The sequence below is a fragment of the Rhizobium sp. A22-96 genome, from assembly GCF_053521805.1.
This window is the reverse complement of sequence record NZ_JBNWDQ010000001.1, coordinates 333,420-359,468: the sequence shown is the minus strand read 5'-3', so window position 1 is coordinate 359,468 and position 26,049 is coordinate 333,420. Positions and strand designations below refer to the sequence as shown.

Below are 26,049 nucleotides of genomic sequence, written 5' to 3'. Positions count from 1 at the left end.
CGATACATTATCGGAAATTCGAAACGATGCCGATGCTGAACCCTTCCAACGCACCCCTTGATATCGATCTGCTGGTCCTGCCGGAAACGAACCTGATCCTGATCGCGTCGGTGATCGAGCCGCTGCGTGGGGCCAATCGCATTTCCGGGGCGGAACTCTATCGCTGGCAACTGTTTACGCTTGACGGTTCGCCTGTGGAGACGACCAGCCTCATCCCGGTGCCTGCGTCTGGCGGCTTCAGACCAACATCAGAGACTGCGCCGCTCTTCGTGCTCGCCAGCTACAACTGGCGGCGCAGCGCCACGCAAGCTCTAAAGATGCAGCTATCGCAGACCGCGCGTCATCGCTCGATGATCGCCGGCATTGAATCCGGTAGCTGGCTGCTGGCCGAGGCGAGCCTTCTCGACAATGTCTCGGCCGCCGTTCATTGGGAGGATTTCGACGACTTCGCACTTGCCTATCCGCACGTGAAGGCGGTGAAGGACCGCTTTGTGATCGACGGCAAGCGCATCACCACGGCGGGTTCCTTGCCGACGGTCGATCTGATGCTCGAAATCATCCGCCGGCGGCAAGGCTATTCGCTGGCGCTCGAGGTCAGCCGTCTGTTCATCTATGAACCGGCATCCACCCAGAGTGCGGCGGAGCTGTCGCCTTCGACGGCCGGCCTGCGCATGCGGGACCCGCGCGTTGCCCAGGCCATCCGCCTCATGGAAGACCATATCGAGCAGCCGTTGGTGCTCACGCGTCTGGCCCGCCGCGTCGGCCTCAGCGCCCGCCATCTGCAGGCGCTTTTTCAGGATAGCATCGGGGCGCCGCCGCATGTGCACTATCTGGCGCTAAGGCTGAACGCCGCGCGGCGCAAGGTGATCGAGACGAAGGATTCCTTTGCCGAGATCGCTGCCGCAACCGGCTTCAACTCGGCCTCTGCCTTTTCCCGCAGTTACCGGGCAAGCTTTTCCGAAAGCCCGTCCGGTACCCGTCGCAGGCTGCGCGGCCGCGCTACGGCTGCGGCAGAGCCGACATAGGCTGAAAGGCTTCCCGCACCCTCTCGGCGAGTTCCTGGATTGCCTCGCTCGAATGATAGGGATTGCGGCGCAGTACGACGCGCGAGGAATCGACGGGCGGAAAACCATCTTCGCTCGTCAGTTCCCGGCATCCATGCGGAATATTGCTGCGGGACAGGGTCGTCACCGCGAGCCCGGCAGAAACCGCGTTCTTCAGGCCGGAACTGGTATCGGCGATGAAGGCGATGCGATAGGCACGGCCCTGTTGCTCGAGGGAGCGCAGAGCGAAATCCCGCGCCCATGTCGAATTCCGATAGGTTGCGATGGGCAATGGTATGGCATCGTGCAACCGATGCACCATGGATGTTACCCAGACTGTGGGATCGATACAGAGGACTTCGCCCTTGTTCTGGTTGCTCCAGTCGAAGACGACAGCAAGGTCCAGCTCGTCCTTCTCCAGGGCGGCGAGGTTGTGCGCGGTGTAATCGCAGGAAACTGTGACTTCGACAGCCGGGTGCCTGACAGCAAAGGCGGCCAGTGCCGCGGGCAGGATGGTCTGGCTATACTCTTCCGGAATTCCGATCCGCACCGGCCCGTCAAGCGGCTTGGTACGGATGGTCGCCGCCGCTTCGTTCAGAAGCTCGATGACCCTCTGGGCATAGGGGAGTAACTGATTACCCGCCCGGGTCAGGACAGCTCCGCGTGCGTTCCTGTCAAACAGCGTCTCGCCGATCGTTTCCTCCAGGCGTTTGATCTGGGCGCTGACGGCCGATTGCGTGCGGCCGATGCGCTGCGCGGCGATGGAAAAATTCGACGTCTCGCTGATGACGAGGAAGGTCCGGAGCAAATCGCTTTCGATGGGATCGTGCATCGCAGGTCACAAATATTTCTGATAGCTACTATCTCTACTATTCGTTTGCCTGATGTCAAATATCGGCGCAAACAGGAGCCGTTCCTTCGGTTTCCTCACTGAGTCCATTACATGACATTCCAGTTTCCGGCCCGCTCCGCTTTTGCCAGCGATTATGAGAGGGGCGTTGTACTCGTGGCTACAGCAATGCTTGCGTGGAGCTGCAGCGGCATCTACGCACGCCTTCTGACCACGGATATCTGGACGACGATCGCCTGGCGATCACTGTTCGGTGGCCTGTTCCTGCTGATTCCCAGCTTTTTCCTCGAAGGCGGGTTTTCCAGGCGGCAATGGGCCTCGATCTTCCATCCGGCCGGCCTGGCGATGCTCGCCTGCCAGATGATAAGCCAGGCTTGCTTCATCGGCGCGCTTTATATGACCACGGTCGCCAATGTGACCATGATCTATGCAACGGCGCCATTCATCGCCGCGTTTCTCAGCTGGTCCATGCTGAAGGAGCGGGTGGCGAAGCGAACGTTGATTGCCGGCGGCATCTGCCTCATCGGCGTCGCCGTTATCGTAGCGTCGTCGATCGGTGGCGGCACAGGCATCGGCGATCTGCTGGCGCTTGGCATGACTGTCACCTTCGCTCTCATTATCGTCATCCCGCGCATGGATCGTAGCATTCCGATCCTGCCGTCGAGCGTTGTCAGTGGGCTGCTGACATTCGTTATCTTCGTGCCCTTCGCCTCGACAAGCTCGGTTGATGTCAACGACTGGCTGCTGCTGGCTGCCTTCGGGGCGACGAATTTCGCGCTCGCCTTCGTTCTTTTCCTCTTCGGCTCCAGGCGAATGCCGGCGGCCGACGCGGCCCTGATTAGTTCGATGGAGATCGTGCTGACCCCGTTCTGGGTCTGGCTGTTCTTTTCGGAGACGCCGCCTGTGGCCACGTTCATCGGCGGGGCGATCATCTTCGCGACGATCGTCTGGCATACGGCCGTCGATCTCCGGCATGGGCGCCGTGTCCGTGTGCCCGCGGAATAGGCTATAGCCATCGGCCCGCGTCTCGGCAAAGATAGCGGCTTGAGCCTCGATTTCACAGAAGCGATGAAAACGATATGACCTCCAACGACCCCTTGCTCCAGCCCTATCAACTCAAGCACCTCACGTTGAAGAACCGCATCATGTCGACGGCACATGAGCCGGCCTATTCGGAAGACGGCATGCCGACAGATCGATACAGGCTCTACCATCGCGAGAAGGCGAAGGGCGGCATCGCGCTGACCATGACCGCGGGCTCGGCAGTCGTCTCACCGGATTCGCCGCCTTCCTTCGGCAACCTCCATGCCTATCGCGACGAGATCGTTCCGTGGCTGAAGAAGCTGACCGACGACTGTCATGAGTATGGTGCCGCCGTCATGATCCAGTTGACCCATCTTGGCCGCCGCACCGGCTGGAACAAGGGAGACTGGCTGCCGGTGCTGGCGCCGTCGCCGATCCGCGAGCCGGCGCACCGCGCCTTTCCGAAAGCGGCCGAGGAATGGGATATCGAGCGCATCATCGCGGATTTCGCCGCGGCAGCCCAGCGTATGCAGGATGCCGGCCTCGATGGTATAGAAATTGAAGCCTACGGCCATTTGACTGATGGCTTCTGGTCGCCGGCGACGAACAGGCGCGAGGACGAGTTCGGCGGTTCGCTCGACAACCGCATGCGCTTTTCGATGATGATGACGGCGGCCATCCGCAAGGCGGTCGGGCCGGACTTCATCGTTGGCATCCGGCTCGTGGCCGATGAGGATTGGGAGAAGGGGCTTTCGCGAGAGGAGGGTGTCGAGATCGCGCGGCGGCTGGTTGCCTCGGGCAATATCGACTTTCTCAACATCATTCGCGGCCATATCGAAAGTGACGCGGCGCTCAACAATGTCATTCCGATCCAGGGCATGGCATCTGCACCGCATCTGGATTTTGCCGGCGAGGTAAGGGCGGCGACCAAGTTCCCGGTTTTCCATGCCGCCCGTATCAGCGATGTCGCGACCGCCCGCCATGCAATCGCGGAAGGCAAGCTCGATATGGTCGGCATGACCCGTGCCCATATCGCCGACCCGCATATCGTCAAAAAGATCATGTCCGGGCAGGAGGCACATATCCGCCCTTGCGTCGGCGCCACCTACTGTCTTGACAGGATCTACGAGGGCGGCGAGGCGCTCTGTATTCACAATGCGGCGACCAGCCGCGAGGCCGAGATGCCGCATGAGATCGAGCGGGCAGCAGTGTCGCGAAAGGTCGTGGTCATCGGTGCCGGACCTGCAGGTCTGGAGGCGGCTCGTGTTCTTGCTGAACGCGGTCACACAGTTGACGTGCTTGAGGCAAGCGGCAAAGCCGGCGGCCAAGTCAATCTGCTGACCCGCAATCCCCGCCGCAAGGAAATGATCGGGATCATCGATTGGCGATTGGCTGAGTTGGAACGCCTCGGCGTCACCATCCATTATGATGTCTATGCCGGAGCGGATGAGGTCATGGCCTTCGAACCCGATCTCGTCGTGGTGGCGACGGGCGGCATTGCGCAGTTGCCCGAACTGGATAGCGGCGATGCTCTTGTCACCTCCTCATGGGATATTCTCGCCGGCGCCGTGAAGTCTGAAGGGCAGGTCCTGCTCTATGACGACAATGGCGGCCATCCGGGCATGTCGGCGGCCGAAGTCATCGCCAATGGCGGCGCCGAGCTGGAGCTTGTCTCGCCAGAACGTTTCTTCGCGCCTGAAATGGGCGGCATGAACCATGTGCCCTACGCGAAGGCCTTTGCCGAAAAGAATGTGCGCGTCACCATCAACACCCGACTGAAATCGGTGCGGCGCGACGGCAACGCGCTGGTGGCGGTTCTCGGCTCCGATTTCTCCGAAAAGACGCAATGGGAGCGGCGGGTTTCCCAGGTGGTGGTGGAGCATGGCACCGTGGCCAATGACGAGCTTTATCTCGAGCTGAAGCCGCTGTCGCGCAATCTCGGGGCCGTCGACTATCCGGCCTTGATTGCACGCCGCGCGCCATTGCCGGAAAGAAATGCGGCCGGCAACTTCGATCTGATCCGTATCGGTGATGCGATTGCGAGCCGCAACATCCACGCCGCCATCTACGATGCGCTACGTTACTGCTCCTTGTTGTAACGTCTTGGGCATGGTGGTCAGCGCAGCGTGTCGACCAAGGTTGGTGCCGTGGCCAGATTGTCGATAAAGACAGTCACCGCGTAGCATGCGACGAGCAAGTCCATCACATATAGGATCAGCGGCTTCCAGCGGGCTGTGACGGGAGATGTGTCATCGCGGGATGAAGAGCTTTCGGCGCGGGTCATATCGTGAAAAGACCTCGCCGAAAGTGTCAGCAATATCAGCATGTTGAAGAGTATGAACTGGCGCGGGCCGGCGCCGATAAGGCTGAAGGCGGCATTGCAGATGATGGCGCCGGCCCAGAGACGGGTGCGCCTGGCAAAACAGCGCCGCACGCATCTGAATGCGCCACCTGCGATTATGGCACGCCCTGATCCCCCATCGTAATGTTCTCGCAATGCCGGCCCTTATATTTCCGTCTCGATGAATTGAGGAAATCAGGATTCGGGGATCGCGTGTGTGTTGTTATGTTGCGGCGTATTCTTTTAGTCATGCGCAACTGGGCGTCGCCAGCCGGGCCGTCATGAAGCTGCAACAAAATGTAACAACTCATAACACCGTTTCACATGCGAATCGGTATATTTGCCTCAGCTTGAACGAGAGGCAGCTTGATGCATTCAGACAATTCGCCGTCCCCTTCGCAGACCGATGTCCTGATCTGTCTGGATAATCAGCAGGTCGCTTCTCGCATCGGTTCCGTCCTGTCAGAGCAGGGGTTGACGGTGGCATCGATGCCGGCGACCGGCATTCAAGAATGGATCGGGCCTAACGGCTGCCAGGTGGTGATCACGCATACGGCGATGATTGGCCAGGTGCGCACGAGATTGAAGCTGCCGGTCGTGAACCTCGAAGCCTTCATCTTCGATCGCCCCGAACATGTCGCCGAGGGTGCCGCGCGCCAGTTCGATGGCGATGCGTTTATCAAACGGGTCTTCTCGGTCATGAGTGACGCGCGCAAGCGCAGTCCGCAATGATCCGCGCACAGCACTTCGGGCAATTTACAGCCGCAGCTGACTGACCTTGTCGAAGAAATGAAGGTTGGGCGATGACAGAGAGATCCGAACGGTCTGGCCCGGTGTGAGCTCGGTACGTTCTCTCATCACCCAGGTGAGTTCCTTGCCTTCCAGATCAAGCGCGACATGCGTTTCGGAGCCGGTTGGCTCGACGACCATCACGGTGGCAGAGGTGCCATCATCTGTGGCAAAGGCGATATCTTCGGGGCGAATGCCGACGATGACATCCCGATCTGCAGCCTGGGCAGGGGCGTTGGAGAGAGCGATGCGCGTTCCCGAGGGCAGGGTGAGTGTCGGCGTGGCATCGCCTGTGATCCTGCCTTCGAGGAAGTTCATCGCCGGCGAGCCCAGAAAGCCCGCAACGAATACATTCTTCGGGCGGTCGTAGAGTTCGAGCGGCGAGCCGACCTGCTCCACTTTCCCGCCTTGTAGCACGACAATCTTGTCCGCCATGGTCATGGCTTCGATCTGGTCATGCGTGACATAGACAATGGTCGTCTTCAGGCGCTGATGCAGGGCTTTGATCTCGGCGCGCATTTTCACGCGCAGCTTCGCATCGAGATTGGAAAGCGGCTCGTCGAAAAGGAAGACCTTTGGATCGCGAACGATGGCACGGCCCATGGCGACGCGTTGGCGCTGGCCGCCTGAGAGCTGGGCGGGCTTGCGGCCGAGCAATGGCTGCAGCCCGAGAATGTTGGCGGCCTCGCCGACCTTGCGGTCGATCTCGGCACGCTTGGCTCCTGCAAGCTGCAGCGCAAAGCCCATATTTTCCGCCACAGTCATTTGCGGGTAGAGCGCGTAGTTCTGAAACACCATCGCGATGTCGCGATCCTTCGGCGGCAGGTCGTTGACGACCCGCTCGCCGATCGAGATCTCGCCGCCGGTAATATCTTCCAGTCCCGCGATCATGCGCAGCAAGGTTGACTTGCCGCAGCCCGATGGGCCGACGAGAATTACGAATTCGCCGTCCGAGATTTCGACATCGACGCCATGGATGATGTTGATCGCGCCGTAAGACTTCCTGACGTTCTTGATGGTCAATCCGGACATGAAATTCTTCCTCTAAATCAGTGCTTCTTACGAATGCGCAGCGCCTGGTAAGGCTTGCCCGGCAATTCGACGCCGAAGGCCGCATCCGCCTTGCCACCACGAACGATTGCGCCGTGGCGCGTCGGGTGGGGGATCGGCGCCTCCACCTTCTTGGCGGGCCTAATCGTCATTTCCCATGTGTCGATGATGTCGACCTCGTAATCCGTGCCGTCCTTGGGCAGGCCCGTCGACCAGACGACCGGCTGGTGTTCGCCGAGATAGATGTAGCTGACATCACCATCGCGGGCGCCGGAGACGCGCGTCCAGGGCCATTCGCCAGCTCCTGCCATCGGTTCGAGTCCGTTGACGACATCCTGCTCCAGCAACTCGCGCAGGAAGCCGATGCGCTTCCAGGCTTCGCCACGAAGCTCGCCACCCTTGGCCCACCAGATCAGATCCTCCGGATGCGAATAGGTTTCGCCATGGCCTGCATAGCCGCCACGCGTCGTGGTGATCCAGAAGCGATGCACCAGTTCCTGCGCGGTCAGATTGCCCCAGGACTGGATGATGTTGCCTTCATATTCCGGCTCGTCGTTGACGACGGGCTTACCGTAGGCGTCGCGCCATTCCTGGGTCCGCTTTACATCCCAGTTCTGGATGCATGTATGCGTTACCCACGGCTTGCGATGATCGAAATTCATCGTCGCTTCGCCATTATGGATGGATTTCAGGTGACCGTAAGGGTCGTTCTCTTCGAGGATATGGAAGTAGCGGTCCCATTGCGACATGGGCTTCGTATCGAGGAGGAAGTCATACTCGTTGGCAAGCGCCCACCAGACGTTGCGATAGGCGGCAAGGCGCGCCGCGAGATAGGCGACATAGCGGAAGTCCTGCTCGGCCGACATGTCGGCATAGCCCCAGCGATCATAGGGGTGGAACATGATGAGGTCGGCTTCGATGCCTAACTCGCAGAGAGCTGCGACCTGCTGCTCGAAATGGCGGAAGAGGATGGGATTGGGCCTGTCAAAGTCCTCCTTGCCGTCAGCGCCCTTTTCGAAGCAGGGGTAAAGCGGTTCGTTGACGTTGTAGGGATAATCCTTGGGGAACACACCCATGCGGATCTTGTTGAAGCGTGCCTGCTTCAAGGTCTCGAGCGTTTGCGCTTGCATATCGAGCGGCTGATGCGTCCAGGCATAGCAGGTGGTGCCAAATGAGAGGAAAGGCTTGCCGTCGGCATACGCGAAGTGGAACTTGTTGCGCACATGCACCGGGCCGTGATTGCCCGCCGAAGGCGCGGTGGCGACGAAAGAGCCGGTCTTGCCATCAAGCTCCGTGGTTTTCGAGCGCGTGCGGAACGACCATTCCCCCTCGTTGTCGGGCATGAAACGAACGCGATAGGTGCCGTCGCCATCGTAGAAGCCGGGTACGCGGACCTCCCGGCTGTGCTGGCTGAAAACGGCATCGAATGCCACATCGAGATAGGGATTGCCGCCCGAAGGGCCGTTGAAAGCCGCTTCGAAGACACCCCATTTTTCGACGGACGCATTGGACATGATATTCTCCTCGGAAGATCTATGAGTAGTTTGACTGTTCAGCCCTTGACGGCGCCGGAGGTAAGGCCGGAGACGAAGTAGCGCTGGAAGATCAGATAAACGATGGTTGCCGGCAGCACGGTCATGACAATTGCGGCGTTCAACTGCCCGTAATCATTGGAAAACTGACCCTGAAAGGACATGAGCCCGAGAGGCAGCGTCCACATGTGTTGATCCTGCAGCAGCACCAGCGCCATCGCGAATTCATTCCATGTGGAGACGAAATCCAGGATGAGCAGGGCGGCGAGCACCGGCAGGCAGACCGGCAGGAATATCCGGCGGAAGATGGTGAAATGACTGGCGCCATCGATCAACGCCGCCTCGGACAATTCCTTCGGAATGCCCCGGAAGAAGCCATGCAGAATAAAGACCTGATAAGGTACACCGAAGGCGATGTAGGGCAGGATGACGCCGGGATAGGTGTCGATCAGGCCGAGTGAATTGACCAGCGTGAACAGCGGCGCCAACATCACCTGAAAGGGGATCATCGTGCCGAAGACGACAAGAAGCAGCAGCGCCTTGCCGAACCGCAGGCGGATCTTGGCGAGAGCATAGGCCGCCATCGCCGACAGGATCAGCCCGAGCGGCACCTTGATGACGGTGATGATGGCGCTGTTGAGGAAGGCACTGGCAAAATTGCCCCGGCCCCAGGCGCTCTCATAGTTTCCGAAAGCAGGATTGAGCGGAGGCATGAATGCGCCGGTCGTCGTCACGTCAGCCTGCGTTTTCAGCGAGGTGAAGACGATGAAGATGAAGGGGGCAAGCCAGATCAGCGCGACGACAAGCAGCGCGATCCACAAGGCGATCAGGATGGGGTCACGCTTGCGTTTTGCGACCGCAATGGTTTCGAAGTCGCCGGACATAGATGTGGCCGATGTTGCCGTCATTGTTCGGCCTCCTCATGCTTTTGCGTCCAGCGCAGATAGGGAATGACGACGACGATGGTGATCAGCAGGAGGACGACGGAAATGGCTGCGCCGCGGCCGAAATCGAAGATCTGCATCGCCTGGGTAAAGGCCCAGAGCGCCAGCATCTGCGTGGATTGCGCCGGTCCGCCACCGGTCAGGCCGTAAACGATATCGAAGGCTTTCAGCGACGAGATGACCGACAGCACCAGCACAATGGTGAGCGTGGTGCGGAGTGCCGGCAGCGTGACATATCTGAAAATATTCCAGCGCCCGGCACCATCGATGCGCGCGGCCTCGACCAGCGTCTGCGAAACATTCTGCAGGCCGGCGAGAAACAGCACCATGGAAAAGCCGACCGATTGCCAGAGATAGGCGACAAAGACGGAGTAGAGCGCGACGCTCTTGTCTCCGAGCCAATCCTGGATCCAGCTCTGCAGCCCCATCGAGGTCAGGATCTCGGTGAAAAGGCCGAAGAAGGGGTCGTACATCCACTTCCACATGGTCGCGACCGCGATGGGCGCGATGATGACAGGAAGGTAGAAGATGGCGCGGAAGGTGTTGCGTGCGAAAATCTTCTGGTTGAGGCTAAGTGCCAGCAGCAGCCCGACGATCGGCGGAAAGACCACGCACATGATCGTCCAGATGACAGTGTTCCGGAAGGCGACCCAGAAAACGGGATCTTGCGTGAAAATATACTGATAGTTCGCCAAACCGACGAATGGGCGTTGGGGATCGAGGCCGTTCCATTTCTGGAAGCTCAGCACGACCACGTTCAACATGGGATAGAGCGCGAAGATCGCGTAGATCAGCATGGCCGGGGCGAGCAGGATCAATGCCTGGACGCGGGGATCATGGGTTCTGTTGCGGAGTGACATTCTGATAGCTCCCGGCGGCGGCTGGCGCATGGGCACCGATGCGAGGGAAGCCGTCGACCGTAATCATTGATCCGGTCGGCGACCTCCCTCGAAGGATCAGGTGCGGCCCGAGATGAAGGTCTGCAGCTGCTTGGCAGCATCAGCCGGCTTGATATTGCCGGCTGCGACATCGTTGATAACCCGGAAATATTCGGTGGTCACATCAAGCGGGAATGCCTGGTCACCGTTCATATAGACCTTGCCGTAGGTCTTGAAGATATCCAGCCACTTTGCTTCCAGCGGCTTCTGGTTGGCATATTGGACGTTCTTGTTGACCGAGATCGAGCTGATCTGCCCGACAAGATCCTGCTGGACCTTGGTCGACAGGAAATAATCGAGGAACTTGGCGGCGAGGTCCGGATTTTTGCTCTTGGTGCTGACGTAGTTGTATTCGGCAAAGCCATAGAGCCGGTTGGTGTTCGTCGGGAACGGCACGACGCCGTAATCGTCGAGGTTGACGCCGCTGCCGCTCAACTGGCTGACAAGCCAGTCGCCTTCCAGCATCATCGCAGCACGGCCGGCGACGAATAGCGTATAGGACTGCTGGTTGCTGATGCCCATGAAGGGCTTCAGCGTGTAGTCACTGGTCCATTTGGCGAATTCGGTGAAGGCGTCGGTCGCGCAGGGCTCCTTGGTCCAATCGGTCTTCATGGCCATCAGAGCATCGTGCTTGTCGGCGCCGCATTTGGTTTCGAGCAGTACGTCCATCAGGCGCATGACATGCCAGTTGACCGAACCGCCGAAGGTGAAGGCCGGAATGCCGGCGGTCTTAAGCTTCTCCGCGTCGGCGAGCAGCTCTTCGTAGGTCTTCGGCGCCTCAGTAATGCCAGCCTTCTGGAAGAGCTTCTTGTTGTAATAGATGGCCTCACCCTTGAAGGTGAAGGGAACGCCATGCTTGCCGCCCGGATAGAGATCGGCAAAAGCGGCTGCCGACGGGAGCAGCTCGTCGTTCCATTTGTACTGGGTGTAATATTTGTCGAGCGGCAGCGACAGGCCGGCCTTCACATATTCGCCGCCGAGACCGAGACCGGCCCAGCTGAAATAGATATCCGGACCTTTGCTGGAACCGGCGGCCACGCGAAGGGCGGTCTTGTGTTCATCGACGCCACGCTGGACGATCTGGATATGGGTACCGGGATTGGCGGCTTCGAAGTCGCTCGCCACCTTCTTGAGGGCGGTGTTGGCGCCGCCATTGTCAAAATTCAGCGTCCATAGCGTCAGGTCTTCTGCAGCGGCATTGGTTGCCGCCAGCGCTGCCGCGGCAATCGTAACTGCGCCGAACCAACGCGCATATCCATAGCTGATAGCCATCTCCCATCCTCCTCCGAGCAAAGCTGAGGGCGGTTTTGGCAAATAGTTGTCAACATGTCAACTGGTATGATGAGTTCATCATCACTATGGCGAGAAATGTGCATGCAGGCACGATATCACGACGACGGCCGAAGCGGCTCCTGGGTCCATATGGCCCAGGGCGCGGTCACCAAGTCGAGATGAGCGGCCTTTTGCGGCAATCATCCCCTTTGTTGCTTCCGCTCCCGCTTTCCCGGCCTCCAGAGCGGCGGTCAGGCAGGCGGCAAGAGGCTGGCCCTGATCACGGGCGGCTCGGCAAGCTATCGCTGCGGGCGCCCAAGCATCGACCATCGTCTTCTCGCCGACCTCGGCCTTGCCGCGATCCTGAATTCCCTTGGCGAAGGCCGCAACGATCTCGACCATGTCGTCATCGTTCAAAGACGTTTTGCCCTTCGCGGATGCTCCTGCCCGCATGAGCGCGGTTGCATAAAGCGGACCGGAGGAAGCGCCGACCGCGTTGAGGAATGATTTGGCGGCCGTGTTAAACACGAGCGTCGGATCGGCCGCTACATCAAGCTCAGAAACGGCCTTGGCGGCGGCCGCAAAGCCAAGTTCCATGGCGATACCGTGATCCGCATCGCCGATCACGCCATCAAGCTCGCAGAGGCGATCCTTTTCACGTGCCATAGCCTCGGCGATATCAGTAAACAGCGATTTCAGGTCTTCCACAGTCGCAACAGTCATTGCAGAGCCTCGCCGGAGCGGAACATGGCGCAATCGCAGGGATGGTCGATCAGTCGCTGGAGCTCGTCATCGAGATGCATCAGCGTGATCGAGGCGCCGGCCATTTCCAGCGAGGTGCAGTAGTTGCCGACCAGCGACAGATGGATAACCAAGCCCGCATCGTCGAGCATCAACTTCACCTTGCGCATCAGGATGTAGAGCTCCATCAACGGCGTCGAGCCCAGCGAATTGACGAGCACGGCAACGCGATCGCCGCGCGCGGGCTTCATCTCGCGCAGGATCTTGCCGACCAGTTCGTCCACCACCTCATCCGCCGGTTTCAGCGGGCCACGCGCAATGCCTGGCTCGCCATGAATACCCATGCCGATCTCCATTTCATCGGCCCCGAGTTCGAAATTGGGCTTCAAAGTCTGCGGAAGGGAGCAGGGGGAGAGCGCGACGCCCATCGTAAACGTCCGCTCATTGGCCCAGCGCGCAACGCGTTCGACCTCGTCGAAGCCATACATCATATCGCAGGCGGCACCCGCAGCCTTGAAGACGAAGACATTCCCCGCGACACCGCGACGCCGCTCTTTCTGATCCGGCGATGCGGAAGCGATATCATCGGTCGTGACGACCGTACGGACCTCGAGATCATCCATGGCAAGCATTTCTGCCGCCATGTCGAAATTCATGACGTCGCCGGCATAATTGCCATAGAGGAACAGTACGCCGACGACACCGTCGACGGCCTTGGCACATTCGATGATCGGGTCGGGCGGCGGCGAGGCAAAGACGTTGCCGATCGCGGCTGCATCGGCAAGTCCCTTGCCGACGAAACCGAGGAAGCTCGGTTCATGCCCCGAACCGCCGCCGATGACCATGCCGACCTTGCCGGGTCGCGGTCCGTGCTTCGCCACGATCGAGCGTGGCGATCCATCGAGGGCGCGCAGGTGTCGTGGATGGGCTGCCAGGATGCCCGCCAGCATCTCGTCGACGGCGGCAGCACCCTCGTTGATCAATTTCTTCGTCTTCACGCCGGTCCTCCCAAATCACTGCGATTGTTAGGACTAACATGCGCGTCTGCGAGTTCAGGTCAATCCATCAAACTCATGGAAGCCACCTCATAGGCTCGCAGTGTAAGGATGTCCCTTCCGGGGTGATCAGCGAGGCGAAGGGCTCCGAGCTCGATACGGCGCGGGGCAGGGGTGATGTTGACCAGATGCAATTCTCGTTGCGTGCCGGTGCGTGCGGTGACGAAGGCGAGCACGGAGGATGGGTCGGACGACAGGCACTCGCGCCAGCGGCCGCCGGCAAGACGGGCAAGCGTCGCGATCGAGTCGAAAATCGGGCGATTGGCGCCTGCTGGCGACGGCTCGTTGTCGCCGGCGATGAGGCCGAAAGGTCCGGTCAGTGCGGAAAGCGTCAGGCACTCCAGCTCGGCATCAAGCACGCGAGCGGCATAGCCGAAAGCAAAAGCTTCGCCGAAGCGGGCATTGTGGCGGGGGTCCGCATTGGCCATGGCAATGCGTGCGCCGTCAGGATTGTCCATTGTCCGGCTGCCATAGGGGTTCTGTCGCATGGGTATGGTCGAAGGGCCGATGCGATAGGGCCTGTTGCCATAGATGGCGCGCACCGAACGAGTGATGAAGGGCAATGCCTCCAGCGTCTGCATGACGCTGAGGTCATCGGCCGCGTGCACGACGGGATTGGTGCAATGAGTAATGAAATCGAGCGGTTCTGCGGGAACGCGCTTGCGGTTGAGTTCCGTGAAATAGCTGAGCATCCCGCCGCCCAGACGCATGCCGGGAAAGGCTGCATGTGCGGCCGAATAGACCTTCTCCAGCGGTGGGCATTCCGGCCATTTGCTGCCCGGCGGGGTCGATTGCCGGTCAACGGACGGTGAAATAACAATTGCATCGGGGTCGAAGTTGGCAGCGTGCATCCAGGCCGCGATTTGGCTTGCTTCGGCAAGCGGCGTCTGGCGGCACGGCAGCGCGATTTCCAAAGTTGATTTGCCGGCGTGAAGTGCCGCTATGGCAGCGAAGGATTTAAAGGCTTCACCGCCATGGCCGACATTCGGGTCGAAGTGGAACAGCAGTTCCTGTGGCGCGATCTCGGCGAGCTTGTCGCGAGCCCTGAGCGTCGCAGCCGCTTCCTCCGGCGTGATGGTGAACCCGATCGCAGGCATGATGCCTGACCTTGCCGTGAGGCCAAGGCTGATCGGCGCTGTATTTTCGGAGGGAGGGAGCGGGTTTGCCGGTGAACGGCTCATCTCGCCGACGGTCAGCACAACGCGTTGCCGCACCGGCTCGCCCGCCGCTATTTCATAGGGCCACGGCAAGGCGAGGGGACGGACATAGGTCTTGTAGGACGCATCCGACCAGTTGCGCTGGTCTTCCATTTCGAAAGTGTCGCCCTCCATGCGGCATTCCGCCGTGACACTCGGCGTGACGCGATGGGTGATCGCGCGCATATCCTTGAAGGGCTGCCACGGGTCGATGAGGTCCGGGAAATGCGTATCTTCGCGAGCGCCATCGACGTGCTCGATCGACACTGGCATACCCGCGACGCCGACGATTGGATGAAGGACGCAGAAGCCGCAGCGGTTCGTTTCAAAACCGGTCGCAGACAGGGCTTCCGTTTCGAAGATCAGAGGCTCGCCCGCCTGCGCGGCGATCCGTACGTCAACGACAAGTTCGGTATCATCCGGCCCGGTGTAGCGGGCCAGATAGCTGACCGAGAAGCCGTTCGGCTGTTGCTGTATGCGCAGATTTTCGACGTATGGAGCGTAGGTGCCCCAATCTCGATCGCGCACGAGATAGGAGATTGCGCGGAGCACCTCGGCGCCGCCATAGCTGATGCTGCACAGGTTGCCGTTTTTGAAGTCAACGACAAGTTTGCCGGCCGTCAATTGAAGCGCAGGCGTTTCGGCTTCATACGTGCCGTACAGCGGAAACGGATCGATGTCCGTCGTCATCGCAGCATTGCTCCGATATCGACGGCATGTCCGCCAGTCGCACTCTCATAGGCTGCTTCGACAAGTGCCAGGGTCTTGAGATTGTCGGCGCCTGATGTCGAGATCTCGCCGCCATCGGCCAGACGATCAGTCCAGTGTTGCTGAATCGCCAGAACGCTCTTCTGGATGTTGTGCCATGGGCGTGAAGCCCAAGGGAGAAGACGAGGTGACGCGTCGGAAACGATCAGCCCGTCAGGACCATTGACCTCCAGGCGATAGCCCTGGGAAAGCCGGATCGTGCCCTTCGTGCCATCAAGCTCGATCAGCGTTTCCGGAAATGGCTCGGTTGCGAGCTTGGTGGCATAGCTGACATCGACGATCGATGTCGCCCCGCTTTCGTGATCGAGCAGGATGGTAGCGACATCTTCGCCTTTGATCTTCGGATTGACCCGTTTGGTGCGGGCCGTCAGCGAGCTGACGTCACCAAGGATGAAGCGGGCAATATCGAGCGTGTGGATACCGAGATCCTCGATGATGAAACGCTCGCCTTCCGCCAGATAGGGTTGGCCGGAAAAGACGTCGTAGCCCGAGCGGAAGGAAAAGCGGCCCCAGAAGGGCTCGCCGATTGCCCCTGATAACAGGACGCTCTTCACTGCTTGAATAGGCGTCTGCCAGCGGAAATTCTCATGGACCATGAGGGGAATGCCTGCTCGTGCACAGGCTTCCACCATTGCCTTCGCATCATCAAGCGTCTTTGCAAAGGGCTTCTGGCAGACTGCCGGGATCTTGTGAGCGGCGGCCATTTCCACCAGCGCGCGGTGGCTTTGCACCGTCGTCGCGATATCGACGAAATCGAAGCCGCCATCGGCAAACATCGCGCCGGCATCGGCATAGCGGCGCTCAATGACAAACTGGTCGCCGACGATCTTCAGCCGCTCGGGATCGCGGTCGCAGATCGCAACGATATGGGCACCGTCGACGTTTTGCCAGGCGTGCATCTGATTGACCGCGAAGAAGCCGCAACCGATCAAAGCGCCCTTGATGTCTGTCATGTCAGCCTGCCTATGTCATTTGCATTCATGTCACTCAGTTTCGTCGCCTCCTTCCGGGTGCGAAACACGCGCAGTTCCCGACAAGGCGATGAAGGGAGGGCCAGAGGCCCTCCCTCGGATGTCATCAGGTAATGCGCTGGATGCTGGCGGCGATTTCCTGTGGTTCGAAGACATTTTTCCAGTCATCGCGCATCAAGGCGGGGATGCCGAACTCGATTGCCTTGTTGCAGGCATCGGAGAATACACCGTCGACTTCCTTGAAGATCACCGCGCCGAGCACGTTCATATGACCAAGCAGAAAGTCGCGGGCGGCTTCCGCCGGCACGCCGCGGGCGACGCATTCATCCATCGCCTGACGCATGACGACAAGCAGGGATGCGCAGACCGTCTCGGAAAGGCCGGGCTCCAGCATCGCCATCTGCTCGACGGTGACGCGGTGCGAGCGCATGACCGGCGCCCAGATGACCTTGGCGATTTCCTCGCCGAGCGTATAGGCGCTTTCCGGTCCCTGCATCAGAGCAGAAACGATATGCTGCTTGGCGAAGAGGCCGCCAAAATGGTCCTTCTTCGCCTGCATGTCCGTTTCATCGTTGAAGATCGGTGGGTGGCAGGGGTGGGTGACGAAATAGGTGAGATCTGCGCGCTGCGGCAGATGGCCGGCAAAGGGCGCGGCGGCGTCGAGAGCGACGACCATCGTGCCGGGCTTGAGCTTGTCGACAATGCCGGCGGCAACCTTGCCGATCGCCGTATCCGGAACCGCAAGGATGACAACATCAGCGCCATCGAGCGCTGCGTCCGCCGGCACGCAATCAATGGCAAGATCGTTCTTAAGGCGCGCTTTGCCAGCGTCGCCGACCTCGACATGGCGCACGTCGAAGCGCGAGCCTTTCAGATTCTTGGCGAGCCGGTAGCCCATTTTGCCGCCGGCGCCGAAAAGAGCAATTGCAGTCATGATAACACCTCGTTCACGTTCAAATCGTGATATCGTAACTGGTATAATGAGTCAATGAGTATGCCAATATGTCGACCAGAAAATGGCCTTCCGGCTACGAACCTCTGCCGTCGCGGATCTGCGCGAAGTAATCATCAGTCCCGACCTGTCCACCCTTGAGGGCGATCTGCAAACCGTTTGTCGGTGCGTAGCTGCCATGCGCAGTGCAGAGCGGTGATCCTGGGGTTTGCGGCAATGGCAAAAGGGTGGTGAGTGCCTCGACGCGCAGTTCCTGTAATGCGTGGCTCGAAGTATCGCCGCCGGCGATAACGGCGCGGCCGAGACCTTCCTGTTCGATCAAGCGCCGGAGGAGGATGCCAAGAGCCTGCCCGAGGCGATGGCGAGCGCCGGGAATGCGATCGATATCGCCGCCTCGATCAGCCGAAGGCCCAAGGGCCGTATGGAGAATGACGCTTCGGCCTTTCTTCAGGCTGGCAGCGCCAGCATTGGCCGCCGTCTCCAGTGCGCGCTCGGCATTTTCGCCGATCAACTCCAGCGGGTCGACGGCGATCCCCTCGAAGCCCTTTGTCGTCGCCCGGCGAATTTGTCGCTCGGTCGTGGGGGAGACGCTGCCGGAGACGACGGCGAGACGCTCGACTTTGCCGGGCTGCTGGAATTCCGGCTTCGGCCCGATCAATCCTTGCTCGCGCCAGGCGTTCAGCAGGGCATATTCGACCCCGGAAGAGCCGGCGACGAAGGCGTTGCCTTTGCCTTTGAGGCGCCATAGTTGGCGGCCGGCGGCTGCCTGCGTTTCCTGGCTATCGACGTCCATGAGCAGGATGCCGTCACCCTCCCTTGCAAGCCCATCGATCCGCTCATCGGCGTCCGGGGCCACCATGGTCGTGAGATCGGCGAGGCTAACGGGCAGGGATGTCTGCTTGCGGAGATGAATAGCAAGATCGGCCTCGGCCATCGGGGTGACCGGGTGGCGGCTCATGACCGGATGGCGGTCGATGCGGAAGACCTGGCCCTGATAGGCGGCGAAGAGATGGCCGAAGGCGGTATAGCGCCTAAGCTGCGGCGCGCCGACGACGACCGGAACGATTGACGGATTAAAGAGCGCCCTGCCGATTTCGATGGCCTTGCCGATATTGCCGATCTTCGGGCTGGAATCGAATGTCGAGCAGACCTTGTAGTGACAGATCGCGGCGTTCAGGCTCTTCAGCCATGCAAACATCGGCGTCAGATGGCGTTCCATCCATTCGGGCGTCTCGCTGCGGCTGGTGCCGGCGATGCCGATGGCGCGGCAATCCTTGAAACGCTCCAGCATGGCGGCGCTCGGAATGCCGAGAAACAGCACCGTCGGCACGCCGTTCGAAGCCAGTGCCTCCATCACATCGGTCGAGCCGGTGAAGTCGTCGCCATAATAGCTGAGAAGAAGATTTGACATTGCGGTCAAGCGTCCTTGCCGTCACTGAATTTTGCGATCGAAGCGGCAAGCTCTGGATGATCCCTCGCGTAGTCCTCAAGCGGAATGTCGGAAACGGCGGCCTGCCACGCCTGTTGGATCGCACGAACGCCGGCCGCCGGTCCGAAGGGATGGCTGACGATGCCGCCGCCGCAGAGATAGAGGAGATCCGTGGTCCGCCCGGTGCGCTGGTAGGTTTCCGGCGCCTGGCCTCCCCACTGGCCTGAGCCGGCCACGGGCAGGGGACAATCGGATGGATCGAAGAGCGGCGTGCTGATGGCCTTGAAGGACTCGACGAAGCTGTCGTCGGGCTCCCAGTATTTGACCCGAATGCCATTGATCTGGAATTGGTCGACGCCGAGCAGGCGCCAGAACTGCTGGTAGACTTTAAAGTCCATGCCGGCGCCGGGATGGCGGGTGAGCACATCCCAGCCATTGCGATGGGCGTGCAATACCAGCGCGGAACGCTTACGCAGAAAACTCATGCCGCCGAAGCCGACTGAGTTGATGTTGACGACGGCGCAATTGCCGCCGGCCTTCAGCACCAGATCATGGTTGCGCATCATCTCGTCGGGGTCGGCATGCGAAATACCGAAAGCGTACATCACCTTCTTGCCGGTCTTCTGCTCGTGATCGCGGATCAGCGGCATGATCGCCTCGACACGCTCCTTGAGCGGCGAATAGGCCGGGCTCATGAGCTTCTCGTCGTCCTTGATGAAGTCGACGCCCGAGCCGATCAACTCGCTGACGAGCACTGCCGTCTCTTGTGGCCGCAATCCCAGCGCCGGCTTGACGATCGTGCCGATGATCGGGCGGCCGCTGACGCCGGTGAGCCGCATGCTGCCGGCAACACCGAATTGCGGACCGGGATGGGCATCGCGAAAGGCTTCCGGCAGCTTCATATCGACGACGCGGATGCCGGTCATGCCCTTGATCGAATAGACACCGCCGATGGCAATCGTCATCAGCGCCGAAAGATCCGTGCCGATGGCATCGAGCGGAAAGGCGATATCGACATCAGCCCGACGGATGGGGCCGTGACCTTCCGCGACCTCGGGCCATGTCGGCCGCGCAGCGTCGGCAAGCGGTCGGATCGCGATCACTCGCGCGGCAACGCGCGCCTTGAGCTCTTCCGTTTCGCCGGGAACTGCAACGAAGGTGCCGGTGGATTGATCGCTGGCAATCTTGCTAGCCATCGCCTCGATGCTGCCCGGTGTTTCGATGCGATAGGTGATGGTGATGGTCATAAGTGGCTGATAGCTCCTTGCGCCGACGATTTTCGCGTGGCGTAAACTGGTAATCTGGTATAATGAGTATCCCAACTTCTGCAACGATTTTTTTGTTCGATAGCCGGCAAGCCGTTCCATATGGGCTTCCGCCGCACCAAGCAAAAATGCATAAGGGAGGCAGAGCTTTGAGCAAGCGGGGTTCCATGGGTCAGCCAGCCGAACAAATTGTACGCCGGAAGCTTTCCGATGAAGTCTTCGACCGGTTGGAGCGGTTGATCACATCGGGAGAACTTAAGCCGGGTGATGAAATGCCATCGGAACGTGTCCTTATGGAGCGTTTCGGCGTTGGCCGGCCGGCGATACGCGAGGCCATGCAGTCGCTTGCCAATATGGGGCTGGTGAATATCTCCCACGGTGAGCGGGCAAAGGTGCTGCAGCTCACGGCACAGTCGATTTTCCGCCAGGTGGATCTGACGGCGAAGATCATGCTGTCGCAGTCGTCTGACTCTCTGGAGCATCTGAAGAGCGCGCGTATCTTCTTTGAACGTGGCATGGCGCGAGAAGCAGCAGCGCGCGCAAGCGAAAAAGATGTCGCTGACCTCAAGGAAATCATCGAACGTCAGCGCGATTCCCTCGGCCATGCCGAGGAATTCATCGCAGCCGACATGCAGTTTCACACACGGATCGCCCAGATATCAGGCAATCCGATCTTTGTTGCCGTCAGCGAAGCCATGCTGGCCTGGCTGAAGGCCTACCATACGGACATGCTGATCTGGACCGGTAAGGAGAAGTTCACGCTGGTCGAGCACGAGGAGATCCTCGGGCGGCTTGCTGAGAACGACGCCGATGGCGCCGAGGCGGCGGTGCTGAAGCACCTGGAAAGATCGCGCGCGCTCTATACCAAATAGACATAGTCGGCTTGACGCGGCCGCCGTGCTACTTTCGGCAAGGCGCGCATATCTGTCGCAATTCCTCCTCAATCCTCGTGGAATCTCGGGAAATAAATAAGAGGTGCGTGATGATCAATTTCATCCAGCGGAATATGGCGCTCGTCCTGGCTCCCGTCATGACGGCGCTCGCCATGGCCATCTATAATTTGACGTGCCTTCTGATCAGGCATCATCACACGATGCTGCATGATCTTCATCGTGCAATCGGCGCCATCGTCCTCTTCATCGGATTTTATGGCATCATCCGTTACATGCAGTCGCTGCCCGAGGACGACAGCTAGGATTCCATCGATCTTTGGAAAATCGAGCGGCGCTCCTTAACGAGCGGCGTAAGCATTATCGACGGGACGGAGAAACGGAGATGCCTGACCTTGCGCTCGGCGCTCTGACCCGGAACGGAACTGTTCTGCTCGCAAGGCGAGGTCCCAGGCGCAAGGTGCATCCAAATTGCTGGAGCCTCCCGGGTGGCCACATTGAGGATGGCGAAGGCGCTGAAACCGCCATGTGCCGAGAACTGATGGAAGAAATAGACGTGACGCCCGAGCGCTGGCAGCTTCTCGGGAGATTTGCTTCAAAGGGCCTATCCGAGACATCCGCCATTTTCCATGTTTATCATGTGGATAGATGGCACGGAGCCCCAAGTCTCATCGGTGATGAACATATAGAACTCAGATGGTTTTCTGCTGCCGCGATAGCGTGCGAAACCGGGTTGGCGCCGACTGAGCTTGGCGAAATGCTTCGCAATCTGGTCGCGAGTCAGACGGTAGCGGCTGGTTAGCCTCCGTAGCAATTATAGCGTCAGGCCGGCTCAAAGACACCTGAGTCTCGGATTCCATCAGGCGTTCGAAAATAAAGCCGGTAATTTCAGATAGAGTTCAGCCTTCCCACCTATCCTCCGCCTCGATTCTTGATGCGGGATCGGTAACGCATTCGACATGTGCGGCCGCTAACGTGCCAAAAATTGTTTCGCAGCAAGGTTCATCGCGCCATTCCGGCGCTAAGCCCCCACTTAAGAACTGAGGATATCGAAACGTGGCTGATGTTTGTACACAGGGCGTAGACACGGGCTTTGTCGCCCTGGGCTATGCCAAAATTGCTTTTCTGGGTGTCGTGCAGGGATTGACGGAGCTCCTGCCGATTTCGTCCACCGCCCATATGCGCCTGGTGCCGGCCCTGCTCGGCTGGCAGGATCCTGGTTCGGCGTTTTCGGCGACTATGCAGCTCGCCGCGCTGGCGGCGATCGTCTCTTATTTCTGGAGCGACGTCCGCTTTGTCACCTTCGGGTCGCTCGACGCCGTAAGAAGCAGGAACTGGCGTTCACCCGCGATAAGGCTTGCGGTTGCCATTATCATCGCCACGATCCCGATCGTGATCGCAGGCCTGCTGCTGTCGTCTTCGCTGAATGCCTGCGGCACGTCGTTCCGCAGCCTGTGGGTTATCGGCATTGCTTGCCTTGTGATGGGCATTCTTCTGGCTGTTGCCGAACTCTACAGCCGCCACAGGAAGAACATCGAAGAGATGACCCTGGTCGATGCCCTGTTTGTCGGCATCACCCAGGTCGGCGCGCTTATACCGGGCGTATCGCGCTCGGGCTCGACTTTGACCGGCGCGCTTTTCCTTGGCCTGCAACGTGATGAGGCTGCGCGGTTTTCGTTCCTGCTCGGGCTTCCGGCTATCGCGCTTGCCGGCTTGAAGGAGCTGTTCGAGCTCTACAAGGCCCATATTCCGATGGAGGCATGGTCTGTCCTGCTCGTCGGCCTCATTGTCGGCAGCATATCGTCCTTCGTGACCATCTGGGGCCTGATGCGCTTCCTGGAGCGCTTCTCCACCTGGCCTTTCGTGATCTACCGCGTCGTACTGGGTGTCGTCATCCTCTTCGGCGTCCTGACCATGGGCTGGGCCTGATCGTCCATCCAGAGATGGAGGCGGCGACTATGGGTCGTCGCCTCCTATTGCGATCAGCCGAACACCAATCCGCCATCGACGATCAGATTCTGTCCGGTCACGGCGCGTGCCCAAGGGCTCGCGAAGAAGAGAATTGCGTCGGCAGCTTCTTCCGGCGTGGTGACGCGGCGCAGTGGCGTATTGGCTGCGATGATGTCGAAGACGGCCTCAGGTGTGGCGCTGCTGGCATCTGTGGTCCGGAGCAGGCCGCCGGAAACCATGTTGACGGTAATTCCGAGCGGCCCGAGTTCTGCGGCAGCCGTACGGGTCAGGGACAGCAGTGCTGCCTTGGCCGCCGTATAGTCATGATAGGGCACGACCGGATTCTGGAAGAGGTTGGTGCCGATGGTGACGACGCGGCCAAAGCCCGCGGCCGCCATGCCCGGCCGCGCCGCCTGAATGAGGTTGAGCGCGCCCTGCAGGGCCGTCTCAAGCTGCTTTGCCATCTCAGCCCAGCTCAAGGCGTCCAGCTTCGAACGCGCGTCGCCGTTAAAGCTGAAATCAGCCAGTGCATTGTGAACGACTGTCGTCGGTGCTCCGAAATGGGCTGTTACGTCGGCAACAAGCCGCTCCGTTTCGGTAAGGCTGCGCATATCGGCCTGGAATGCCCTCGCGCGATCGCCAAGCTCTGCCGCCAGTGCTTCCGCTTGCTCGCGGCTTGCACGGTAGTTGATCGCGACTTTCGCGCCTTCGCGGGCAAAGGCCGCAGCGATGGCGGCGCCCAGACCGCGCCCGGCGCCGGAGACGATGACGACTTGATCCTTGATTGGCAGGCTCATTTTTCAACTCCTTCATTGTTTGCCCATAGCGCGTGGAAATGCTGCACGGGCCCGTGGCCGCTGCCGACCGAAAGCTGGCCGGCGGCTGCCACTGCGTTTGCGAGATAGTCTTTGGCGGAAGCCACGGCCTGTGGCAGCGGCAGCCCTTTGGCGATTTCGGCGGCAATGGCGCTGGAAAGCGTGCAGCCGGTTCCATGGGTGTTCTTTGTCGGCAAGCGATCGGCCTCGAACCAGGTGAGGGCGCCGGCGCTTGCCAGCACGTCGGGGCTCTCACGACCTTCGAGATGACCGCCCTTCACCAGAACGGCGGCCGGGCCGAGTTCCGCCAGGGCAAGGGCCTGACGCGCCATGTCTTCGCGGCTCTTTGCCTCGGTTTCATGCAACAAGGCCGCCGCTTCCGGCAGGTTCGGCGTCACCACGGTTGCCAGCGGCAACAGCCGACGGGTCAGCACATCGACGGCGTCTGCAGCAAGAAGGGCCGCACCGCCCTTGGCGATCATCACCGGGTCGAGGACGATGGGAACGTCGCGATGCCGCGCCAGACTATCGGCGACAGCCTCCGCGATCGCCGCATTGGCGATCATGCCGATCTTGACGGCATCGACGCGTATGTCGGCGAAGATCGCGGCGATCTGATCAGCAACGAATTGCGGCGGCACGGGATGGACGCCGGTAACGCCCTGCGTGTTCTGGGCCGTCAATGCTGTGAGAACGGCCATGCCGTAGACGCCGCGCGCCGAGAAGGCCTTCAGATCGGCCTGAATACCCGCTCCGCCGGAGGGGTCGGAGCCGGCGATGGAGAGGACGTTGCGGATCATCTGCGCGCTTCCTTGATGGCTTGAGCAATAAGGACTGTTGCGGCCTCGGGGTCGGGTTTGCCGCAGATCGCCGAGACGACGGCTAGTCCGTCTGCACCGGCCGCAAGGGCAGCAGCAACGTGCTCAGCTTTCAGCCCGCCGATGGCGACCGTGGGAACCGGGCAAAGCTGGATGATGCGGGCAAGGCCGTCAAAGCCGATTGGGTGCTTGTGGTCGGGTTTGGTCGGTGTCGCAAAGACGGGGCCGACACCGACATAGTCGACGACATCAGCATCGATGGCCGAGGCGAGAGCTTCCGTCTCCACCGAGAGGCCGAGAATCATCTCCGGCCCGACCCGGCGGCGGGCCTCGCTGGCATCCAGATCTTCCTGGCCGATATGCAGGCCATCGGCACCAATGGCGATGGCAGCCTCGACATCGTCGTTGACAATAAGAAGAGCATTGCTGCCGGCCAGCGCTTGCTTGAGGGCAAGGCCGGTCTCGATCATGGCTGCGGTCGAAGCATGCTTGTCGCGTAATTGCACGATGGTCGCGCCGCCAGCGACTGCGGCACGCGCAGTTTCGACCATGCCGATATCGGCGCAGAGTACGGGGTCGAGAACCAGATAGAGTGAGAGATCGAAGTTCTTCATGCCGTCAAAATCCTGGCTTTGGCAGAAAGCGTTTCCACATCAAGGGCGGTCAGCGCATCGAGGAAGCGCCAGGAGAAGGAGCCGGCGCCATCGGCCGCCGCTCCTGCCTGCTCTCCGGCAACCGCAAAGACGGCAAGCGCCGCCACCGTTGCGTCGAAAGGATTGTCGGGCGTGGCCGCCGCGAAAGCCCCGACAAGGCAGGTCAGCGAGCAGCCGAGTGCGGTGACCTGCGGCATGAGTGGCGATCCGCCTTCTACGCGCCGCGCCTTCTGCCCGTCAGTGACGAAATCGGTGACGCCGGTTACGGCAACCACGCAGCCGTGCGTTTGAGCGAGTTGTCTTGCCGCATCCTCGGCCAGTTCAACGGGATCGCGGCTATCGACGCCTTGGCCGCGGCTGGCGCCACCGGCAAGCGCGATGATTTCCGAGGCATTGCCACGGATGATCGTCGGCTGCAGCTCCAGTAATTGCGCAACCGCCTTGCGCCGGAACGAGGTTGCGTAGTGCGCGACCGGATCGAGGACCCATGGCTTGCCGACCTTTCCCGCCGATTGCGCGGCTGAAAGCATGCCGGCGAGCCATCCCGCCGACAAGGTACCGATGTTGATGGTCAGCGCACCGGAAATTGCGGCAAATTCGGCCGCCTCTTCCTCTGCGTGAACCATGGCAGGCGACGCGCCGGCCGCGAGCATCACATTGGCGGCGATGTTCATTGCCACGAAATTGGTGATGCATTGCACCAGCGGCGGGTTCGCCCGCATGGCGCCGAGCAGAGTGGCGGGATTGGTATGGTCTTGCATATC

General features: G+C 60.4%; 26 protein-coding genes. 8 read left to right on the top strand and 18 right to left on the bottom strand.

Annotated elements, in window-relative coordinates; all coding sequences use genetic code 11:
• Nucleotides 1-32: 32 nt before the first annotated feature.
• Nucleotides 33-1,025, top strand: coding sequence for a GlxA family transcriptional regulator (locus tag ACQZ6F_RS01595; protein ID WP_449095794.1), 993 nt, complete (start codon nt 33-35; stop codon nt 1,023-1,025).
• Here the strand turns inward: ACQZ6F_RS01595 and ACQZ6F_RS01590 are convergent.
• Nucleotides 1,000-1,875, bottom strand: a complete 876-nt coding sequence (locus tag ACQZ6F_RS01590) for a LysR substrate-binding domain-containing protein (RefSeq protein ID WP_449095744.1) — start codon at nt 1,873-1,875, stop codon at nt 1,000-1,002. The genes ACQZ6F_RS01595 and ACQZ6F_RS01590 overlap by 26 nt on opposite strands.
• A gap of 111 nt (nt 1,876-1,986) precedes the next feature.
• Between ACQZ6F_RS01590 and ACQZ6F_RS01585 the strand changes: the two genes are divergently transcribed.
• Both ACQZ6F_RS01585 and ACQZ6F_RS01580 read left to right on the top strand, forming a co-directional pair.
• Nucleotides 1,987-2,898, top strand: coding sequence for a DMT family transporter (locus ACQZ6F_RS01585; protein WP_077468164.1), 912 nt, complete (start codon nt 1,987-1,989; stop codon nt 2,896-2,898).
• A 74-nt stretch (nt 2,899-2,972) separates the two neighbouring features.
• A complete protein-coding gene (locus ACQZ6F_RS01580; protein ID WP_449095743.1) occupies nt 2,973-5,015 on the top strand; it encodes an oxidoreductase in 2,043 nt (680 codons plus the stop codon).
• 17 nt (nt 5,016-5,032) lie between these two features.
• On the opposite strand, the gene ACQZ6F_RS01575 is transcribed toward ACQZ6F_RS01580, so the two are convergent.
• Nucleotides 5,033-5,350: a hypothetical protein gene (locus ACQZ6F_RS01575; RefSeq protein WP_449095742.1), complete on the bottom strand. Its 318-nt coding sequence runs from the start codon at nt 5,348-5,350 to the stop codon at nt 5,033-5,035.
• Between the two features lie 276 nt (nt 5,351-5,626).
• Between ACQZ6F_RS01575 and ACQZ6F_RS01570 the strand changes: the two genes are divergently transcribed.
• Entirely contained in the window at nt 5,627-5,989 is a 363-nt protein-coding gene (locus ACQZ6F_RS01570) for a hypothetical protein (protein ID WP_077468167.1), read from the top strand.
• 24 nt (nt 5,990-6,013) lie between these two features.
• Here ACQZ6F_RS01570 and ACQZ6F_RS01565 read toward each other — a convergent pair whose 3' ends face one another.
• The 12 genes from ACQZ6F_RS01565 to oiaX all read right to left on the bottom strand — a co-directional run bounded on the left by ACQZ6F_RS01565 (nt 6,014) and on the right by oiaX (nt 20,141).
• Nucleotides 6,014-7,078, bottom strand: a complete 1,065-nt coding sequence (locus ACQZ6F_RS01565; protein WP_449095741.1) for an ABC transporter ATP-binding protein — start codon at nt 7,076-7,078, stop codon at nt 6,014-6,016.
• A gap of 17 nt (nt 7,079-7,095) precedes the next feature.
• Nucleotides 7,096-8,610 carry a DUF5060 domain-containing protein gene (locus ACQZ6F_RS01560; protein ID WP_449095740.1) on the bottom strand — a complete coding sequence of 505 codons (1,515 nt, stop codon included), beginning with the start codon at nt 8,608-8,610 and terminating at the stop codon, nt 7,096-7,098.
• Between the two features lie 38 nt (nt 8,611-8,648).
• On the bottom strand, nt 8,649-9,512 hold the full coding sequence (locus ACQZ6F_RS01555; protein ID WP_174074735.1) for a carbohydrate ABC transporter permease: 864 nt from the start codon (nt 9,510-9,512) through the stop codon (nt 8,649-8,651).
• 20 nt (nt 9,513-9,532) lie between these two features.
• Nucleotides 9,533-10,432: a carbohydrate ABC transporter permease gene (locus tag ACQZ6F_RS01550; protein ID WP_174074331.1), complete on the bottom strand. Its 900-nt coding sequence runs from the start codon at nt 10,430-10,432 to the stop codon at nt 9,533-9,535.
• Nucleotides 10,433-10,528: 96 nt separating this feature from the next.
• Nucleotides 10,529-11,782 (bottom strand): ABC transporter substrate-binding protein, encoded by a 1,254-nt coding sequence (locus ACQZ6F_RS01545; protein ID WP_449095739.1) that lies wholly within the window; start codon nt 11,780-11,782, stop codon nt 10,529-10,531.
• An 84-nt stretch (nt 11,783-11,866) separates the two neighbouring features.
• On the bottom strand, nt 11,867-12,505 hold the full coding sequence (gene dhaL / locus ACQZ6F_RS01540; RefSeq protein WP_449095738.1) for a dihydroxyacetone kinase subunit DhaL: 639 nt from the start codon (nt 12,503-12,505) through the stop codon (nt 11,867-11,869).
• Nucleotides 12,502-13,521: a dihydroxyacetone kinase subunit DhaK gene (locus tag ACQZ6F_RS01535; protein ID WP_449095737.1), complete on the bottom strand. Its 1,020-nt coding sequence runs from the start codon at nt 13,519-13,521 to the stop codon at nt 12,502-12,504. Before ACQZ6F_RS01535 ends, dhaL begins: the two co-directional genes overlap by 4 nt.
• Nucleotides 13,522-13,580: 59 nt before the next feature.
• Complete coding sequence (gene apnL, locus ACQZ6F_RS01530) at nt 13,581-15,464, bottom strand: D-apionate lactonase (protein ID WP_449095736.1); 1,884 nt, start codon at nt 15,462-15,464, stop codon at nt 13,581-13,583.
• Complete coding sequence (locus ACQZ6F_RS01525; protein ID WP_449095735.1) at nt 15,461-16,495, bottom strand: Gfo/Idh/MocA family protein; 1,035 nt, start codon at nt 16,493-16,495, stop codon at nt 15,461-15,463. The genes apnL and ACQZ6F_RS01525 overlap by 4 nt, the downstream gene beginning before the upstream one ends.
• A gap of 124 nt (nt 16,496-16,619) precedes the next feature.
• Entirely contained in the window at nt 16,620-17,447 is an 828-nt protein-coding gene (locus tag ACQZ6F_RS01520) for a phosphogluconate dehydrogenase C-terminal domain-containing protein (protein WP_068392700.1), read from the bottom strand.
• Between the two features lie 94 nt (nt 17,448-17,541).
• The gene (locus ACQZ6F_RS01515; protein WP_449095734.1) at nt 17,542-18,876 is read right to left on the bottom strand and encodes a four-carbon acid sugar kinase family protein; all 1,335 of its coding nucleotides are present in this window, start codon (nt 18,874-18,876) and stop codon (nt 17,542-17,544) included.
• A 5-nt stretch (nt 18,877-18,881) separates the two neighbouring features.
• Complete coding sequence (gene oiaX / locus ACQZ6F_RS01510; protein WP_449095733.1) at nt 18,882-20,141, bottom strand: 3-oxo-isoapionate-4-phosphate decarboxylase OiaX; 1,260 nt, start codon at nt 20,139-20,141, stop codon at nt 18,882-18,884.
• A 185-nt stretch (nt 20,142-20,326) separates the two neighbouring features.
• Between oiaX and ACQZ6F_RS01505 the strand changes: the two genes are divergently transcribed.
• From ACQZ6F_RS01505 to ACQZ6F_RS01490, 4 genes are all read left to right on the top strand, one after another.
• Entirely contained in the window at nt 20,327-21,031 is a 705-nt protein-coding gene (locus tag ACQZ6F_RS01505) for a transcriptional regulator NanR (RefSeq protein WP_449095793.1), read from the top strand.
• A 110-nt stretch (nt 21,032-21,141) separates the two neighbouring features.
• Nucleotides 21,142-21,354, top strand: coding sequence for a hypothetical protein (locus ACQZ6F_RS01500; RefSeq protein WP_449095732.1), 213 nt, complete (start codon nt 21,142-21,144; stop codon nt 21,352-21,354).
• An 80-nt stretch (nt 21,355-21,434) separates the two neighbouring features.
• Nucleotides 21,435-21,851 (top strand): NUDIX hydrolase, encoded by a 417-nt coding sequence (locus tag ACQZ6F_RS01495; RefSeq protein ID WP_449095731.1) that lies wholly within the window; start codon nt 21,435-21,437, stop codon nt 21,849-21,851.
• A 254-nt stretch (nt 21,852-22,105) separates the two neighbouring features.
• Complete coding sequence (locus ACQZ6F_RS01490; RefSeq protein ID WP_077468180.1) at nt 22,106-22,978, top strand: undecaprenyl-diphosphate phosphatase; 873 nt, start codon at nt 22,106-22,108, stop codon at nt 22,976-22,978.
• 53 nt (nt 22,979-23,031) lie between these two features.
• Here the strand turns inward: ACQZ6F_RS01490 and ACQZ6F_RS01485 are convergent, their stop codons facing one another.
• Genes ACQZ6F_RS01485 through thiM form a run of 4 tightly spaced genes read right to left on the bottom strand, consistent with a single transcriptional unit; the run spans nt 23,032 to nt 26,046 of the window.
• Nucleotides 23,032-23,796: a 3-oxoacyl-ACP reductase gene (locus ACQZ6F_RS01485; RefSeq protein WP_449095730.1), complete on the bottom strand. Its 765-nt coding sequence runs from the start codon at nt 23,794-23,796 to the stop codon at nt 23,032-23,034.
• Nucleotides 23,793-24,614 carry a bifunctional hydroxymethylpyrimidine kinase/phosphomethylpyrimidine kinase gene (gene thiD / locus ACQZ6F_RS01480; protein WP_449095729.1) on the bottom strand — a complete coding sequence of 274 codons (822 nt, stop codon included), beginning with the start codon at nt 24,612-24,614 and terminating at the stop codon, nt 23,793-23,795. The genes ACQZ6F_RS01485 and thiD overlap by 4 nt, the downstream gene beginning before the upstream one ends.
• Nucleotides 24,611-25,246 carry a thiamine phosphate synthase gene (gene thiE, locus ACQZ6F_RS01475; RefSeq protein ID WP_449095728.1) on the bottom strand — a complete coding sequence of 212 codons (636 nt, stop codon included), beginning with the start codon at nt 25,244-25,246 and terminating at the stop codon, nt 24,611-24,613. Before thiE ends, thiD begins: the two co-directional genes overlap by 4 nt.
• On the bottom strand, nt 25,243-26,046 hold the full coding sequence (thiM, locus tag ACQZ6F_RS01470; RefSeq protein ID WP_449095727.1) for a hydroxyethylthiazole kinase: 804 nt from the start codon (nt 26,044-26,046) through the stop codon (nt 25,243-25,245). The genes thiE and thiM overlap by 4 nt, the downstream gene beginning before the upstream one ends.
• Between the last annotated feature and the right edge of the window lie 3 nt (nt 26,047-26,049).